Source organism: Sphingomonas panacisoli, from assembly GCF_007859635.1.
Lineage (GTDB): Bacteria > Pseudomonadota > Alphaproteobacteria > Sphingomonadales > Sphingomonadaceae > Sphingomonas > Sphingomonas panacisoli.
In genome coordinates, this window is record NZ_CP042306.1 from 1,097,887 (window position 1) to 1,112,084 (window position 14,198).

A 14,198-nucleotide genomic window follows, 5' to 3' on the forward strand; every position below is an offset into this window, starting at 1 on the left:
CCTTGCCGAAGCCGAAGCCTAGCGAAATCGGCGGCGATGAGAAGTGCAATCGTTGCGGCGTTTCGCCTGCGTCAGCGCCCCGGTCGATACGCGATCGTCGCCGTTCCATAGGCCTGAACGGGCAGGAAAAGCCCCTTGCCGGTCACCGTGATTTTCCCGTGTGTCACCTTGGTGATGTTCGCCGACAGCAGCACGTCGCCCGCGCGCCGCGCGGCGATGGCGGCACGGGCGGCGGTCAGAACTTTTGTATAGTCCTTCGCGAAATCCTCGGTCAGCGCGGTACGGATCGCTTCGATCGTCTGCGGATCGTCGAACAGCGCGATCAGCATGTTGACCGCCTTGCTGTTGGTGCGCGTCGCGATCTTGAGGTCGGTGATGTTGATGCGCTCCGAATTCTCCTCGTTGATCGGCAACCCCGACAGCCATACCTCGCCGCGCGTTTCGCCCATGAATCCGCTGCGGAGCTTCGCCTTGACCCACACGCCGACCGCCAGCCGACCGCCTTCGGTCGCGTAGATCGTGACCTTGCCGAATTCGGCGTCGACCGGGCCGAGCTTGGGCAGGGTGATCCCTTTCGCGGCACGTTTCTCCAGCGCGCGCAGCACGACGGGCTCGAGCTGGTCGAATTGCGCGAGGACCGGGATGTTGAACGCGAGGCCCTGTTGTCCGAGCCCCGACGCGAGCGGCGGGAGCGGGGTGGGGGTGGGGTCGCTCGGCTTGTCGCCGACGAAGGTTTCGGTCAACGTCTTGGCCTGGACGTCGAGCAGCAGGTCGCCGCCCTTCACGCGATAGCCGCCGAACCCGAGCGCCTGCGGCGTGGTGCGCATCCATACCGGCGGGCGTTCGCGGTTGAGCTGAATGACGGTGAACCCCTGTTGCCATGCCGCCGACAGTCGCTCGCGCACATGCAGTTTCGCCAGTTGCTTGGGCAGGCTGCGTTCGAGGCCCGCGATCACGCCCTTCAGCTTCGCATCGGCCTTGTCGACGAAGACGATCCGCTTGCCGAAGATGTCGATCCCCGGCGGGTTGGTCCAGTCATAGGCGATGCGGACGGTCGCGACCGGGTTCCAGTCGCGGGTCAGCGACAGCTTGACCGTAGCGCGCACGTTCGCCGCCCCGGTCGCCGTCTCGCGCTTGATCAAATGCCCGATATCCTGCGCGCTGACGGTCGCGCGGACGGGCAGCGTCAGCGTCAGCACCGACCCGTTGCCCGACAGCTTGATCGGCCCGCGCACCGCCTGGCCGACGATCCGGCACGACAGGTTGGGCGTAACCTTCAGTTTCTTGATGCCGATGCGGCACGACCCGTCCTTGCGCTTGATCGCGCAGGCGGTGATGCGCTGCGCGGGGACGCACGCCTCCTCCTGGCGATCGATCGTCCAGAGCGTCTGCGGCGTCGCGCGGTTGATCTCCGCGGCGAGGTCGGCGAGCTTGGCGTTGACCGGCACGACGATGGTCGAGGCGAGTTGCGGGATATCGGGCGCGGTATCGACGCGCTTGGGGATGTCGCCCGTATCGTGGCTGCACGCGGCCAGCACCAGTGCCAGGCCCAGCATCCATCGCGTCATTCCAGCCCCCATTTTGCCCGGCGCCAGTCTTGCGGAACCGCGCGAACAAGTCGAGGGTTGCAAATGAAACGACTCCCGGAGGGCATGATGCGGATCGGCTATGTGACGGCGGCGGCTGCGGTTTTGGCGCTGGCGGGGTGTGACGACAAGCCGACGGTCGGCGCGCCGGTCGCGGGCGGACGAGTCGCGGTGGCGACGCTGCGGACGCCGGCGGGCAAGGAAGTCGGTCGGGCGACGGTGCGTGAGGTCGCTGGTGGGCTGCGCGTGACGATCGACGCGCGGTTCCTGCCGCCGGGGATGCACGGCGCGCACCTCCACACGGTCGGGCGTTGCGACGGCCCCGATTTCGCCAGCGCCGGGCCGCACTGGAACCCGACCGGCATGAAGCACGGCACGATGAACCCGCAAGGACCGCACAGCGGCGACTTGCCCAATCTGTCGATCGGCGCCGACGGGCGCGGGACGGTCGGGATCAACCTGCCGGGCGCGAGCTTCGACGCGTTGCTCGATGCCGACGGTGCGGCGATGGTGCTCCACGCCGATGTCGACGACATGATGACCGATCCCTCGGGCAATTCGGGCGGGCGCATCGCGTGTGGGGTGCTCGTCGCCGGATAGCCTGGCGCAAACGCTGCTTTAACCCCTTGTCCGGCAAGGCCTTCTGCGGATCGGCGGGAGCGCGTGATGAAGGGCTGGCAAGTCGGATCGCTGGGCGCGGTGGCGTTTGCGGGGTTTTGCGGCTGGTACATCACCTCGCCGTGGGTGACGCTCTACGGCATCCAGGTCGCGGCCGAGCGTCACGATGTCGACGCGATGATCGGCTATGTCGATTTCGATGCGTTGCGCGCCGACCTGAAAGATCAGCTCCACGCCGCGTCCGCGCGCCAGCCGCGCCGCGAATCGAGCCTGCCGCCGGGCTGGTCGGTACCCGATCGCGCCGCCACGCAAGTCGAGGCGATGGACCGCCAGATCGACGCGCTCGTCACGCCCGAGACAGCACGCGCCATGCTGGGTAGAACCGGCGCATCGGCGCCGGGATTCTCCGGCAGCGTCGGGGACCCCGGGGCGCTGGCGCGCGACGTCGTGGTCGATCGCGAAACGCTGGGCCGGTTCGTCGCACGCGGTAGGAACGCCAGCCCGGGGATCGGGCTGGTATTCACCGCGCATGGGCTAGGCTGGCGGCTGTCGGGCATCCGCTTGTCACCGGAGATGACCGAGCGGGGGACGCGCAGCCTGTTCGGTCATTGAGCGTCCAGTGCGAAGCGCGCGATCGCGTCGTATTGCGCGCCGTCGCGACCGAGACGGCTTTCGTACAGGATCATCGCGTCGAGCGTGAACGGGGCGCTGGTGAGCCCGGCGTGCCGCGCGCGCCAATGCTCGATCGCGGGATCGCCACCGGCCGAACGCGGCAAGCGAGCCAGTGTAACGTGCGGCAGATAGGCACGGCGTTCTGGCGCCAGGCCGATCCGCACCAGCGCCTGATCGACCTTCTTGTGAAGTGCGGCGAGCGCGTCGTGCGGCGCGACGCCCGCCCACAAAGCATCGACGCGGCCCTGCTTGTCGAACGCGCCGACCCCGGCCAGTGCGACGCTCGGCGCGGCGGCGTGAACCTGGCCGAGCGCGACCGCGACATCCTCCGCCATCGGCCGGTCTATTTCGCCGATATAGCGCAGCGTCAGATGCATTTGCTCGTCATCCTGCCACCGCGCGTGCGGCACGCCGCCTTGCACCGCGCCGAGCAAGGCGCGGATCGCTGGTGGCGGACGAAGGGCGACGAACAGGCGGTGCATCAATTCGTCACCCCAGCGAAAGCTGGGGTCTCTAGCGGATCGGGCCATCGCTGCCCACGCCACAAAAAGATACCAGCTTTCGCTGGCATGACGACTATGGTTACCTCGTCGTGTTTCGCTTGAACAAGTCACGCGGAACTACGATATTGTCCGGGAACGGCCATAAGGGCCGTCCAAGAGGAGTTATCTTCGATGGCCAATTGGTCTGATCCCCGTCCCGGTCTGGCGCCCGTCGGTGCCGCGACCGACGCGCGCGGCGTCGCGTATGACGCGGGGCTCCGCGCCTATATGCTTTCGGTCTACAACTACATGGCCTCGGCGGTGCTGCTGACCGGCATCGTCGCAATGGGCGTGTTCTATTCGGGCGCGTACCAGGCGCTGGTGTCGCGTGGCGGGCTGTCGCCGCTCGGCTGGGTCGTGACGTTCGCGCCGCTCGCCATCGTGTTCGCGATGAGCTTCGGGCAGAATCGCATGGCGACCGGCACGCTGCAAGCGCTGTTCTGGGCGTACGCGACCTTGCTCGGCGCGTCGTTCTCGACGCTGTTCCTGGCCTATGCCAACTCGTCGATCGCCGGCGCGTTCTTCGCGACCGCGGCGGGCTTTGCGGGGCTCAGCCTGTGGGGCTACACCACCGAGCGTAACCTGTCGGCGTTCGGCAGCTTCCTGATCGTCGGCCTGGTCGGTCTGGTCGTCGCGATGCTGGTCAACGCGTTCCTGCATTCGGGGCCGGTGGCGCTCGTCATCAGCGTGATCGGCGTGCTGATCTTCGCCGGGCTGACCGCCTACGACACCCAGCGCACCAAGAGCATTTACAGCTACGTCGCCGGGACCGAGAATGAGGGCCGCGCCAAGATCATGTCGGCGCTCAACCTCTATCTCGACTTCATCAACATGTTCCTGTTCATCCTCCGCCTGTTCGGCAGCAGCCGCAATTAGGCCGGATCGACCGGCACACGGAACGGCCCGGCGGAGCGATCCGCCGGGCTTTTTTGTTGGTTGATCGGGATCAGCGAAAAAAGCTGGAACACGACTCCCTGCGCAGACGTTTTCGCACCCGTAACGTTCATCAGGAGAGCATCATGAGCGACCATCCCACCACCGGCAGCGACGCTGGCAAGGAAGCCGTCGCACAGGATCCGGCGCAGGATGCTGGCCAGGACAAGTCGATCGAGAAGCGGCTGAAGAAGGACCCGGAGAACAGCGACGCTCAGCTCGACCGCGGGCTCGACGAGTCGATGGACGCCTCCGACCCGCCCTCCGCCACGCGCCCTGGCGACAAGGGCGAGCCGCCCAAATCCTCGGGCTTCGACGAAGCGGCGGAAGCGGAGCGGCAGCAGGACGCGTAAGCACCGCTGCCGTAAACCGTTGCCGAAATCCCTCACTCGTTAACCGATCCGCACGGATGACTCGCTTCGTCGCAATCTTCGTTGCGCCGCAGCACGATCCGTGATTCCATCATGAACGCGGGGCGACTGACGCGTTAAGCAATGCGTTAACCATATGGGCGCATCATTCTCCTCGCATGGTAGCGGGTGGGGTGTTCGTATGGGTGCCAGTAAGAGACCGGCCGACGGCGCGATGACTTTGGCCGAGATGAAGGAATTTGCGGGGTTCGCCTCATCGACGCAGCGTTATGTCCGGCGCAGCCTCGATGTGGGTTTGGAGCGGGAGGACGCGATGCTGCGCTGGTCGCGGGACGCGGTCGAAGCCGCGAGCATTCGTGCGCAGGCCCGGATCTACGACCGGCTCGAAGAAATTCGCCAGATAGTGCCGGACGACAGCGGGCTCGACGCGATCGAAATGTTCATGGCGCCGCTGGTCACCGTCACGGCGTTCGACCTGGGGCAGGGGCGCCTCACGTCGTTCTCGGCTTATCGCTTCCTGTATGAGCGGCTGATCGGTGCGGAAGTCCGCCCATGGTTGCCCGGCGCGTTCTGCGCGGCGGCGGCATTGCCGCATCTCCATCCCGAACTGCGCCGCAAGCTGCTCCAGTCGATCAGCGAAGCCGCCGCGACCGCATCGGGCTGGTCGAACCGCCAGCCGAGCTTCTTCCCGGCCTGGGTCGAGAAGGTCGATACCGGGACGGCGCTGTCGAACTGATCTAGCCGCGCATCGCGCCCGTCAGCTTTTCGGCTGTGACCGGATAGCCGAGGTCGTCGGGGATGCAGAGGTGCGGGACGCCGTCGCGGTCCTCCGAAAACGGCGTGATCGTGCGGGGCGGGTGCGCGAGGGCGTGCGCGACGGCGTGGTCGTAGTCCCTATAGAGCGCAAGGCGTTCCAGGTTGCGGCGGGTGGGGAAGATCACCTTCGCGCGACCGGCGTCGCAATCGGCCAGCACCTCGCTCGCGCTGGCCCAGAGCAAGCGGACGTTTTCCGTGTCGTCGACCTTCGGCTCGGGCGCGCCTTCGGGCCAGCGCGCGAGATAGAAGCGCGTGTCGAAGATCCGCATGTGCGCGTGCGCCGGTAGCCAACGCGCGAAATAGGTCAGCGCACCGAGATCCAGCGTAAGGTCGAACCGCTCGAGCAGCGTCCCCAGTTCCTCGCCGTCGTGCAGCGCCGCGCGGATCGCGGATAGCTGCTGCGCGTCCGGCGCGGGGGTCAGCCCGATCGCAACACCGGTTTCCTCGATCGTTTCGCGGATCGCGGCGATCCGCGCGGGGCCGTCCTCGGGGTCCAGTCCATGGGACGCCGCCAGCGCATAGTCGCCTGTGTCGATCCGGCCGCCGGGGAACACCAACATACCGCCGGCGAACGCCATCGCCTTAGCGCGCTCGACCATCAATAGGTGAGGCGCCGCGTCCGCGCGATCGCGGATCAGGACGAGCGTAGCGGCGGGGATGGCGGGCTGGATATCGGTCACGCGACCGCCGTATCAAATCCGTCATCCCAGCGCACGCTGGGATCTCGAGCGCTAGAGCGAAATTGCCCGAGACCCCAGCCTGCGCTGGGGTGACGCCGGAGCGTCAGAACAACCCAGGCGTCTCGCGCTGCGCGGTGCTGGCATCGACCGGCACGATCAGTTCGCGCGGCCGCTTCGCCGACATCGTGGTGATGCCGCTGCTCGCGCCGATCTTCGTGCAGGTCTTGCCCTGCAGGAAGTCGAGCGCCGAGCGAGTCGAGGCTTCGCGCGGGTCGCCCATCGGGTAGGCGAGGTCGTCGCCGGCCTGGCAGCTCGATTCCATCTTGCTCGCCAACCCGTCGTAATAGTCGCCGTCGCGGTCCGCATTCTTCAGCGAGAAGGCGATGATGCGCATCCGGTCGTCGCACGACGTCTTGTCGATCGCGATCTGGCCGACCGGCTTGCCGTAGGTGTTGGTCCCGATCAGCGCGACGTTGTTGCGCAAGTACGGGCGCATGCCGTTGATCAGCAATTCGCTGGCCGATGCGGTGCCGCCCGTGCCGATGAAGGCGATGCGAGTCGGCGCGATCGATTGCGGCTGGCTCTTGAAATAGTGGAATGTGTTGTTGGTCTGCTTTTCCGGCCGGTACGAGGCGAATTCGAACGCGTCGGTGGCGTTGCGATTGCCGCCCATCAGATCGGCCGCGAGGTCGGCGATGGAGACCAGCCCGCCGCCATTGTAGCGCAGATCGACGACGATGTCGGTGACGCCGGCGGCGCGGAACTGGGCGAACGCATCGCGCAGCGCAGGGTCGGCGGTCGAGATGAAGGTACGCAGGTTGACGTAGCCGTACTGCTTGCCGCCTTCGCTGATGATCTTCGCGCCGTAGCGGTTCGACACCGGCGTCATCGTATAGTCGGTCTTGGTCAGCGTCACGTTGCTGACGACGCCGCCGGTGCTGACGCGCAGCACGCGGCTGGTGCCCGCAGTCGAGGCGCCGAGCGCGTCGCTGAAGCCCTGCGCGCCCGAATCGGCGAGAATATCGGTGACATTCTTCAGGTTGTCGGCCGTGGTGCCGACCGCGAGGATTTCCGTGCCACGGTCGATCCCGGCGGCGAGGGCGGGCGCGCCCTCGAAGCTCTCGGAGACGAACACGCGGCCTGCCTTCTCGTACGACAGGCGGACGCCGAACCCGGCGCTCGATCCCGAATTGTAATAGGCATCCTCGCTCTTGATCGACGTCACATAGGTGAAGTTACGATCCTTGCGCTGGTCGCGCGCGGTCGCGGTCAGCGCGTCGACATAGGCCTGGACGGTCGGATAGGGCGTGGGGTCGAGGCTGGCGGGCATCGTGTCCGGGAACAGATACCATTCCTTCAACTGCGCGTAGGCCCAGTTCTGGCGCTCACGCAGCGAACAGCCGGCGATTTCGATATTGGCGTTGCCGTTCGCGTCGGCCGCGGGCGTGCTGCTCGAGCCTGAGGCCGCGACGACCGAGATGCTGCTCGTGCTAGTTCCCGCGCTGCCAGCGCCGCCGCCGCAGCCGGCGAGCATCGAGATCGCGGCGATAGTGCTCATCGCGCGTCCGAACCGGGTCACTTGCATCTCTGCCTCACATTACGCGGCGGGTGGGGGGATTCCTTGCTGCGCGCTTTACCATCAGCAAAGCGCCCAAATTTGGGCAAGAGCGTTAACTTCGATAGTGTTTCCATTAACTTTGATTGTGTTGCCGAACGGCAACGGCCATGGTTTTCACCGTGACGCGCAAGATCATTCACGTCGATATGGATGCCTTTTTCGCGTCGGTCGAACAGCGCGACGACCCGGCGTTGCGCGGCCGACCGGTGGCGGTCGGATCGGCGACCGGGCGCGGAGTGGTGGCGGCGGCGAGTTACGAGGCGCGGACGTTCGGCGTGCGCTCGGCCATGCCGTCGGTGGTCGCGCTGCGGCGATGCCCCGACTTGATCTTCGTGCCGCACCGGTTCGAGGTGTACCGCCACGTGTCGCGCCAGATCCGTGAGATCTTTCACGACTACACGCCGCTGGTCGAACCATTGTCGCTCGACGAGGCGTATCTCGACGTCACGGCCAATCTCAAGGGGTTGCCGTCGGCGACTGCCACCGCGAGCGAGATACGCGCGCGTATCCTGGAGGCGACCCAGCTGACCGCGTCGGCCGGGATTTCCTATAACAAGTTCCTCGCCAAGCTGGCGTCGGACCAGAACAAGCCGAACGGCCAGTTCGTCATCCCGCCGGGGCAGGGGGCGGACTTCGTGGCCGGACTTGCGGTGGGGCGATTCCACGGCATCGGACCGAAGACCGCGGAGAAACTCAATCGGTTGGGAATCGTGACCGGGGCCGACCTGCGCGCGCGAGACCCGGCGTTCCTGGTCGGTCATTTCGGCAAGTCGGGCGCCTGGTACCACAAGATCGCGCATGGTGAGGACGATCGCGAGGTAACGCCCGACCGCCCGCGCAAATCGTCGGGGTCGGAGACGACGTTCGAGCACGATCTCAAAACGCCGGAGGAGGTGCTGGCGGCGGTGCGGCGCATGGCGGACCAGGTGTGGGATTGGGTTGAGCGGACGCGGACGAGCGGCAAGACGGTAGTGGTGAAGGCGCGCTACGCCGACTTCCAGATCGTGACGCGGAGCAAGACGCTCGGCGGCGCGGTCGCGAGCCACGCCGATCTGATCACGGTGGCGGAGCGGCTGGCGGCGACGCTGTTCCCGCTGCGGATGGGCATCAGGCTGGTTGGGGTGACGCTGGCGTCGATGGCGCCGCTCGACGAGGCCGATCAGTTGGCTTTGCCGGTGGAATAAAAGAAATCCTCCCCCGCCAGGGGGAGGTGTCAGCGCAGCTGACGGAGGGGGAGGTCAGCGACCAACCAACCTGAGCGTATCCGCCCCCTCCGTCGCCTTCGGCGCCACCTCCCCCTGGCGGGGGAGGATTGATGCCTAGCCGAACCGGTACGGGTCGAAACACGCGGCATCCGGGTCGGGCGTCCCCGCCAGGTCGCCTGCAATGATTTCCGCCGCCAGCGCCGCGAACGACACGCCGTTGCCGCCGAACGCGCTCGCCAGCCAGAGCTTGTCGTGGTTGGCCGCACGGCCGATCGCGGGGAGGCCGTCGGGCGAGTCGCCGAACGCAGCGCTCCACGCGCAATCGACCGCCACGTCCGGCACGTCGATCATCGCCGCGAGCTTTGCTGGGATCGTCCCGCTCTTCGCGCCGATCAGGGCGTCGCGTCGGTCGGCATCGGCGAAATCCTCGTCCTCGCCGCCCGCGATGATCCGCCCGTCTGCGGTCGCGCGCGTGTAGAGATAGGGCGACGCGGCCTCCCAGATCAGCGCGTCGCCTCCCCATAACGGCGCCGTGCCGGGCGCGGTCGCGATGGCGTAGCTCGATCCCACTGTGAAGGCTGGCGGGAGGAATAACGTCGCTCGCTCGTAGCCGCCGGCCAGGATCACATGTTTCGCCGCGACGGTCCGGCCGTTGTCGAGCATCAGCGTCGTGCCGTCGAGCCCGACGACGTCGCAGGGGAAATGCGCCCGCGCACCTTGCGCCCGCGCGCGCCGCAACAAACCCTGCGTCAGCCGCACCGGATCGACTTCGTAGCAGCCCTCCGACAGCAAGGCGGCACGCGGCGCGATCCCGAACCGCTCGGCGACCGACGCGGCGTCGAGCAAGGTCGAGGACAGACCATGCGCCCGCCGCATCTCGCCTTCGGCGCGCAGCGCATCGTCATCGAGCAACGACCCGGCCAGGTACAATTCGGGTCGGTCGATCCGCGTGCAATCGATCCCGGTCGCGTCGATATGCGCGGCCAGATCGCGCATCGCGGCATAGACCCGTCGCCACCGCCGCGCGGCCTCCGCCTCGCCAATCTCTTTGGCCAAATGCGTCAGCGGCACGTCGGCCGCCCACATCACCAGCGCGGTCGATGCGGCGGTGCTGCCATGCGCCGGCGGGCGGCGGTCGAGCAGCAGCACTTCGCGCCCGTCGCGCGTCAGCCGGTCGGCGAGCATCGCTCCCACCACGCCGGCGCCGACGATCGTGATGTCGACGGGGCCGTCGGGCAAGGGATCGGACGCGGGTATTTTGTCGATGTCGGCGGTCCAGCACGGCCGCCCGCCGCGCAAGTCGCGATGTTCGGTCAGGCCGATGTTTTGCGCGGATGAAGTCACAAAAGTAAAAGTTGTGGCCGGCAAACTCGTTCCGCTTACCGAACGGGACGGGCCTTCCTATCTCTGGCGCAACCGATCGAGGAGACCGCGCATGACCGACTATGTTCCGCCCAAGGTTTGGACTTGGGACAAGGAGAATGGCGGCGCCTTCGCCAACATCAATCGCCCGATCGCGGGGGCGACGCACGACAAGGAACTGCCGGTCGGCGAGCATCCGCTCCAGCTCTATTCGCTGGCGACGCCCAACGGCGTGAAGGTGACGGTGATGCTTGAGGAATTGCTCGCGCTCGGCCACACTGGCGCCGAGTACGACGCCTGGCTGATCCGCATCAACCAGGGCGACCAGTTCGGCAGCGGGTTCGTCGCAGCCAATCCCAATTCGAAGATCCCGGCACTGGTCGACAATAGCGAGGCAGCGCCCGTCCGCGTATTCGAGATCGGGCGCGATCCTGGTCTACCTCGCCGAGAAGTTCGGGGAATTCCTGCCGAAGGACTATCCGGCGCGGGCCGAAGTGATGTCGTGGCTGATGTGGCAGATGGGATCGGCGCCGTTCCTGGGCGGCGGGTTCGGGCACTTCTACGCCTACGCCCCGTTCAAGCAGGAATATCCGATCAACCGCTATGCGATGGAAGTGAAGCGCCAGCTCGACGTGCTCGACCGCCGGCTGGGCGAGAGCGAATATCTCGGCGGCGCGGACTACACGATCGCCGACATGGCGACGGCGCCTTGGTACGGCGCGGTCGTGAAGGGGCTGGCGTACGACGCCGCCGAATTCCTGTCGGCGCACGAATACAAGAACGTCATTCGCTGGACCGACCAAATCTTCGCGCGCCCCGCGGTTCAGCGCGGCCGGATGGTCAATCGCGTGGTGGGAGATCCGTCAGGCCAGCTATGGGAACGCCACGACGCGCGCGATTTCGAGACCAAGACGCAAGACAAGCTCGCGCCGGCGGAAGGGTGATCGTCAATGGCAGGGAATGGTGGAGCTGAGGGGAATCGAACCCCTGACCTCTGCAGTGCGATTGCAGCGCTCTCCCATCTGAGCTACAGCCCCGCTCCACCCCCGAAAGCGGCTTCGGCCCTCGGGAGCGGTGGCCTCTAACGACCATTTTCCGCCTTTGCAACACGCAGCCCGCCGTGCCCGCGCAACCGTTCGCGGCGGGGTGCGCGGGATAGTCGTTAACCTGCGTCAACTTGCGACGAAATGTCGGAACCCCGCCGGATTCTCCGCCGTTTTGACGGTCAGGTGGACGTGGCTTCCCCCCTTTGCCGCGCCCACCATCGAACCAGCAGAATAGGAGCTATTTCGATGGGCTATGAACGCTATCCGCGCGGACGATCGCAGGACGATTGGAACCGCGACAACGACGAAGCCGCCGCACGCGATTACGGCACCGGCAGCAATCCCGGCTATGGTCGCGACGATTATGGCGAGCGCGGTTATTACAGCCGCAACCGAACGCAGGATTTCGCGAGCCGGGGTGGCCAATATGGCAGCCAGTACGGCAACGATTATCGCACCAGCGCGAGCGATCGTGGCTATAGCGACTATAACGCGATCGACTACGGCTCCGGTTATGGTGGCAATCGCGAATTCCAGCGCGACCGCGATTATGGTCGTGGCGCAGGCGGTGGTGCCAGTAGCGGCGGTTACCACGGCAATCTGGGCTATATGCGCGAAGCCCAAGGCTACGATCGACAGAATCGCGGCTTCCTCGACCGTGCCGGCGACGAAGTCCGCTCGTGGTTCGGCGACGACGATGCCGAGCGCCGCCGCCAGATGGACGCGCAGAACGCCCGCGACCGCGATTATCACACGTGGCGATCGGGCCAGATCGACGCGCTAGACCGCGATTACGACGAATATCGTCGCGAGAATCAGCAGAAGTTCTCGAACGAGTTCGGCACGTGGCGCACCGAACGCCAAGGCCAGCGCACATCGCTGAGCCGTGTTAACGAGCATATGGATGTGGTCGGCTCCGACGGCGAGCATATTGGCACGGTCGACAAGGTCCGCGGCGACCGCATCATCCTGACCAAGAGTGACGCCGATGCCGGTGGCCGCCACCACTCGATTCCGTCGCGATGGATCCAGAGCGTCGACGATAAGGTGACGGTGCGCAAGACCGCCGACGAAGCGAAGGCGCATTGGCGTGACGAGGAGCGCGGCGCGTTCTTCGGCGACGACGACCGCAATCGCGACGAGGATTCGCAAGGCCGTATCCTCAATCGCAGCTTCTCGGGCACGTACTGAGCAGCATCACCCGTTTGACGGGAGGGGCTCGGACCGGGAGGTCCGCGCCCCATTTTTTATGGCTTGGGCCAGACCGGCGTCGGGCTGGCGGTGGGCGTCGGCGCGATCGCCTTCTGCCATTCGGGCGGCACGACGGCATCGCGGATGCCCGGCAACGCGGGAAAGCGCGTGCGGGCCGTCGTGAACAGCGCGCGAGCGGTCGCGGCACCCGGCGCCGCCGCGCTGGTGCCGACCCAACGCCAATGCCAGGGTTCCCATGTCACGCCCTGTGCGTTGCCGGCCGGGAAGGAGAGTTCGAAGCCGAACTCCGGGGCGTGCTGCAGCAGCCATTTGCCCGGCGCGGTGCGTGCGATGCAGTCGCTGACGTCGCCGCATCCCTTGGTCAGCGGGCGGATCGCGAAGTCTAGTGCGTAACCAGTGGCGTGCTCGCTATAGCCCGGAGGGCCCGACGACTTGGCGCGCTCGGCGGCGTTGGCGCAGCGTTTCTTGGGGCCGATCTGGCTGCAGAAGATCGAGCGCTGACGTTCGATGGTGCGGAAGCAGGAGATGCCGCGCAGCTTGCCTTTGACCGCGGGGACGAGATCGGCGGCGGCGAGCAATTGCGACATCGCGGCGGCGGCATCGCGATGCATTACGCATGGCCGCCCGACCCCGAAGTCGCCGGGGATTGTCACCAGATCGGCGGGGTTGGCCTCGGCATAGGGTAGGTGGCCGAGCATGCGGCCGTCGGCCATCGGCTCCACATTCTGGCCGGGGCAGAGCGTGACGGGCGTAAACGCCATGGCGGCTGTCGGAAGCAGCATCATCAACCATGCCAACCACCGTACTCGCATCGACACGCTCCCGACCAAAAGCGCAGGGTCACTGGCATAGCGGCGCGCGGGGTGGCAAGGGGCTGGGCATGTTAGCGGATAGAGTGTTGTTCCTCGACGGCGAGGCGCTGGTCATCGACAAGCCTGCGGGGCTGCCGGTCGATCGTCCGCGCAACGGCGCGATCAGCCTGGAAAACCACCTCGACAGCCTGACCTTCGGGTTCAAGCGCTGGCCGGTGGCGGTGCATCGGCTCGACCAGGACACGTCGGGCTGCCTGCTGCTGTCGCGCAATCCCAAGGCGCACGCGAAGTTCCAGCAGGCGTTCGAGCAGCATTTGGTGAAGAAGCGCTATCTCGCGGTGCTCGAAGGTGTGGTCGAGGGGGAGGGCGTGATCGACCTGCCGCTCGGCAAGGTATCGACGCGCGAGAAGGGCTGGCGAATGACCGGCGACCCCAAGGGTAAGTCGGCGCGGACGGCGTGGCGGGCGTTGCGCGTGCAGGACGGGCGGACCCTGGTCGAGTTCCAGCCCGAGACAGGGCGGACGCATCAGATCCGTATCCATGCGCTGGAAGGACTGGGCGCGGCGGTGGTCGGCGATCCGGTGTACGGCAAGGCCGATCCGGTTGGGATGCTGCTCCATGCGGCCGAATTGATCGTGCCGCGCGAGGGTAAGGACGATATCGCCGCGATCGCGCCATTGCCCGACCGGTTCGCGAAGGCCGGGTTCGGGAACGCATAAGGCGCG

At 66.5% G+C, this 14,198-nt stretch carries 14 protein-coding genes, 1 tRNA gene and 1 pseudogene; 9 read left to right on the forward strand and 7 right to left on the reverse strand.

Annotated elements, in window-relative coordinates; genetic code table 11:
- Nucleotides 1-71: 71 nt before the first annotated feature.
- Nucleotides 72-1,568: a DUF4403 family protein gene (locus FPZ24_RS05530; RefSeq protein WP_186729090.1), complete on the reverse strand. Its 1,497-nt coding sequence runs from the start codon at nucleotides 1,566-1,568 to the stop codon at nucleotides 72-74.
- 87 nt (nucleotides 1,569-1,655) lie between these two features.
- On the opposite strand from FPZ24_RS05530, the gene FPZ24_RS05535 reads away from it, so the two are divergent.
- Both FPZ24_RS05535 and FPZ24_RS05540 read left to right on the forward strand, forming a co-directional pair.
- A complete protein-coding gene (locus FPZ24_RS05535) occupies nucleotides 1,656-2,186 on the forward strand; it encodes a superoxide dismutase family protein (RefSeq protein WP_146574204.1) in 531 nt (176 codons plus the stop codon).
- Nucleotides 2,187-2,252: 66 nt separating this feature from the next.
- Nucleotides 2,253-2,816 (forward strand): DUF2939 domain-containing protein, encoded by a 564-nt coding sequence (locus tag FPZ24_RS05540; protein WP_146570092.1) that lies wholly within the window; start codon nucleotides 2,253-2,255, stop codon nucleotides 2,814-2,816.
- On the opposite strand, the gene thpR is transcribed toward FPZ24_RS05540, so the two are convergent.
- Nucleotides 2,810-3,358, reverse strand: a complete 549-nt coding sequence (gene thpR, locus FPZ24_RS05545; RefSeq protein WP_146574207.1) for an RNA 2',3'-cyclic phosphodiesterase — start codon at nucleotides 3,356-3,358, stop codon at nucleotides 2,810-2,812. The two genes, FPZ24_RS05540 and thpR, sit on opposite strands and share 7 nt — an antisense overlap.
- Before the next feature lie 192 nt (nucleotides 3,359-3,550).
- Between thpR and FPZ24_RS05550 the strand changes: the two genes are divergently transcribed.
- The 3 genes from FPZ24_RS05550 to FPZ24_RS05560 all read left to right on the forward strand — a co-directional run bounded on the left by FPZ24_RS05550 (nucleotide 3,551) and on the right by FPZ24_RS05560 (nucleotide 5,458).
- Nucleotides 3,551-4,294, forward strand: a complete 744-nt coding sequence (locus tag FPZ24_RS05550) for a Bax inhibitor-1/YccA family protein (RefSeq protein WP_146570093.1) — start codon at nucleotides 3,551-3,553, stop codon at nucleotides 4,292-4,294.
- A gap of 143 nt (nucleotides 4,295-4,437) precedes the next feature.
- On the forward strand, nucleotides 4,438-4,704 hold the full coding sequence (locus FPZ24_RS05555; RefSeq protein ID WP_146570094.1) for a hypothetical protein: 267 nt from the start codon (nucleotides 4,438-4,440) through the stop codon (nucleotides 4,702-4,704).
- A 199-nt stretch (nucleotides 4,705-4,903) separates the two neighbouring features.
- Complete coding sequence (locus FPZ24_RS05560; RefSeq protein ID WP_146570095.1) at nucleotides 4,904-5,458, forward strand: hypothetical protein; 555 nt, start codon at nucleotides 4,904-4,906, stop codon at nucleotides 5,456-5,458.
- Nucleotide 5,459: 1 nt separating this feature from the next.
- Here the strand turns inward: FPZ24_RS05560 and FPZ24_RS05565 are convergent, their stop codons facing one another.
- Nucleotides 5,460-6,209 carry an NUDIX hydrolase gene (locus tag FPZ24_RS05565; protein ID WP_146574209.1) on the reverse strand — a complete coding sequence of 250 codons (750 nt, stop codon included), beginning with the start codon at nucleotides 6,207-6,209 and terminating at the stop codon, nucleotides 5,460-5,462.
- A gap of 112 nt (nucleotides 6,210-6,321) precedes the next feature.
- Nucleotides 6,322-7,803: a S41 family peptidase gene (locus tag FPZ24_RS05570; RefSeq protein ID WP_420853390.1), complete on the reverse strand. Its 1,482-nt coding sequence runs from the start codon at nucleotides 7,801-7,803 to the stop codon at nucleotides 6,322-6,324.
- A 140-nt stretch (nucleotides 7,804-7,943) separates the two neighbouring features.
- On the opposite strand from FPZ24_RS05570, the gene dinB reads away from it, so the two are divergent.
- Nucleotides 7,944-9,020 (forward strand): DNA polymerase IV, encoded by a 1,077-nt coding sequence (dinB, locus tag FPZ24_RS05575; protein ID WP_146570096.1) that lies wholly within the window; start codon nucleotides 7,944-7,946, stop codon nucleotides 9,018-9,020.
- A 135-nt stretch (nucleotides 9,021-9,155) separates the two neighbouring features.
- Here dinB and FPZ24_RS05580 read toward each other — a convergent pair whose 3' ends face one another.
- A complete protein-coding gene (locus FPZ24_RS05580; protein WP_146570097.1) occupies nucleotides 9,156-10,385 on the reverse strand; it encodes an NAD(P)/FAD-dependent oxidoreductase in 1,230 nt (409 codons plus the stop codon).
- Nucleotides 10,386-10,476: 91 nt separating this feature from the next.
- Here FPZ24_RS05580 and yghU point away from each other — a divergent pair.
- Nucleotides 10,477-11,347: pseudogene (gene yghU, locus FPZ24_RS05585) on the forward strand (glutathione-dependent disulfide-bond oxidoreductase).
- 17 nt (nucleotides 11,348-11,364) lie between these two features.
- On the opposite strand, the gene FPZ24_RS05590 reads toward yghU, so the two are convergent.
- A tRNA-Ala gene (locus FPZ24_RS05590) sits at nucleotides 11,365-11,440 on the reverse strand.
- Nucleotides 11,441-11,695: 255 nt separating this feature from the next.
- Here FPZ24_RS05590 and FPZ24_RS05595 point away from each other — a divergent pair.
- Nucleotides 11,696-12,640, forward strand: coding sequence for a DUF2171 domain-containing protein (locus FPZ24_RS05595; RefSeq protein WP_146570098.1), 945 nt, complete (start codon nucleotides 11,696-11,698; stop codon nucleotides 12,638-12,640).
- A gap of 56 nt (nucleotides 12,641-12,696) precedes the next feature.
- Here FPZ24_RS05595 and FPZ24_RS05600 read toward each other — a convergent pair whose 3' ends face one another.
- Nucleotides 12,697-13,446 carry a M15 family metallopeptidase gene (locus tag FPZ24_RS05600; protein WP_240047634.1) on the reverse strand — a complete coding sequence of 250 codons (750 nt, stop codon included), beginning with the start codon at nucleotides 13,444-13,446 and terminating at the stop codon, nucleotides 12,697-12,699.
- 95 nt (nucleotides 13,447-13,541) lie between these two features.
- On the opposite strand from FPZ24_RS05600, the gene FPZ24_RS05605 reads away from it, so the two are divergent.
- Nucleotides 13,542-14,192 carry an RluA family pseudouridine synthase gene (locus FPZ24_RS05605; RefSeq protein ID WP_146570099.1) on the forward strand — a complete coding sequence of 217 codons (651 nt, stop codon included), beginning with the start codon at nucleotides 13,542-13,544 and terminating at the stop codon, nucleotides 14,190-14,192.
- Nucleotides 14,193-14,198 lie beyond the last annotated feature (6 nt).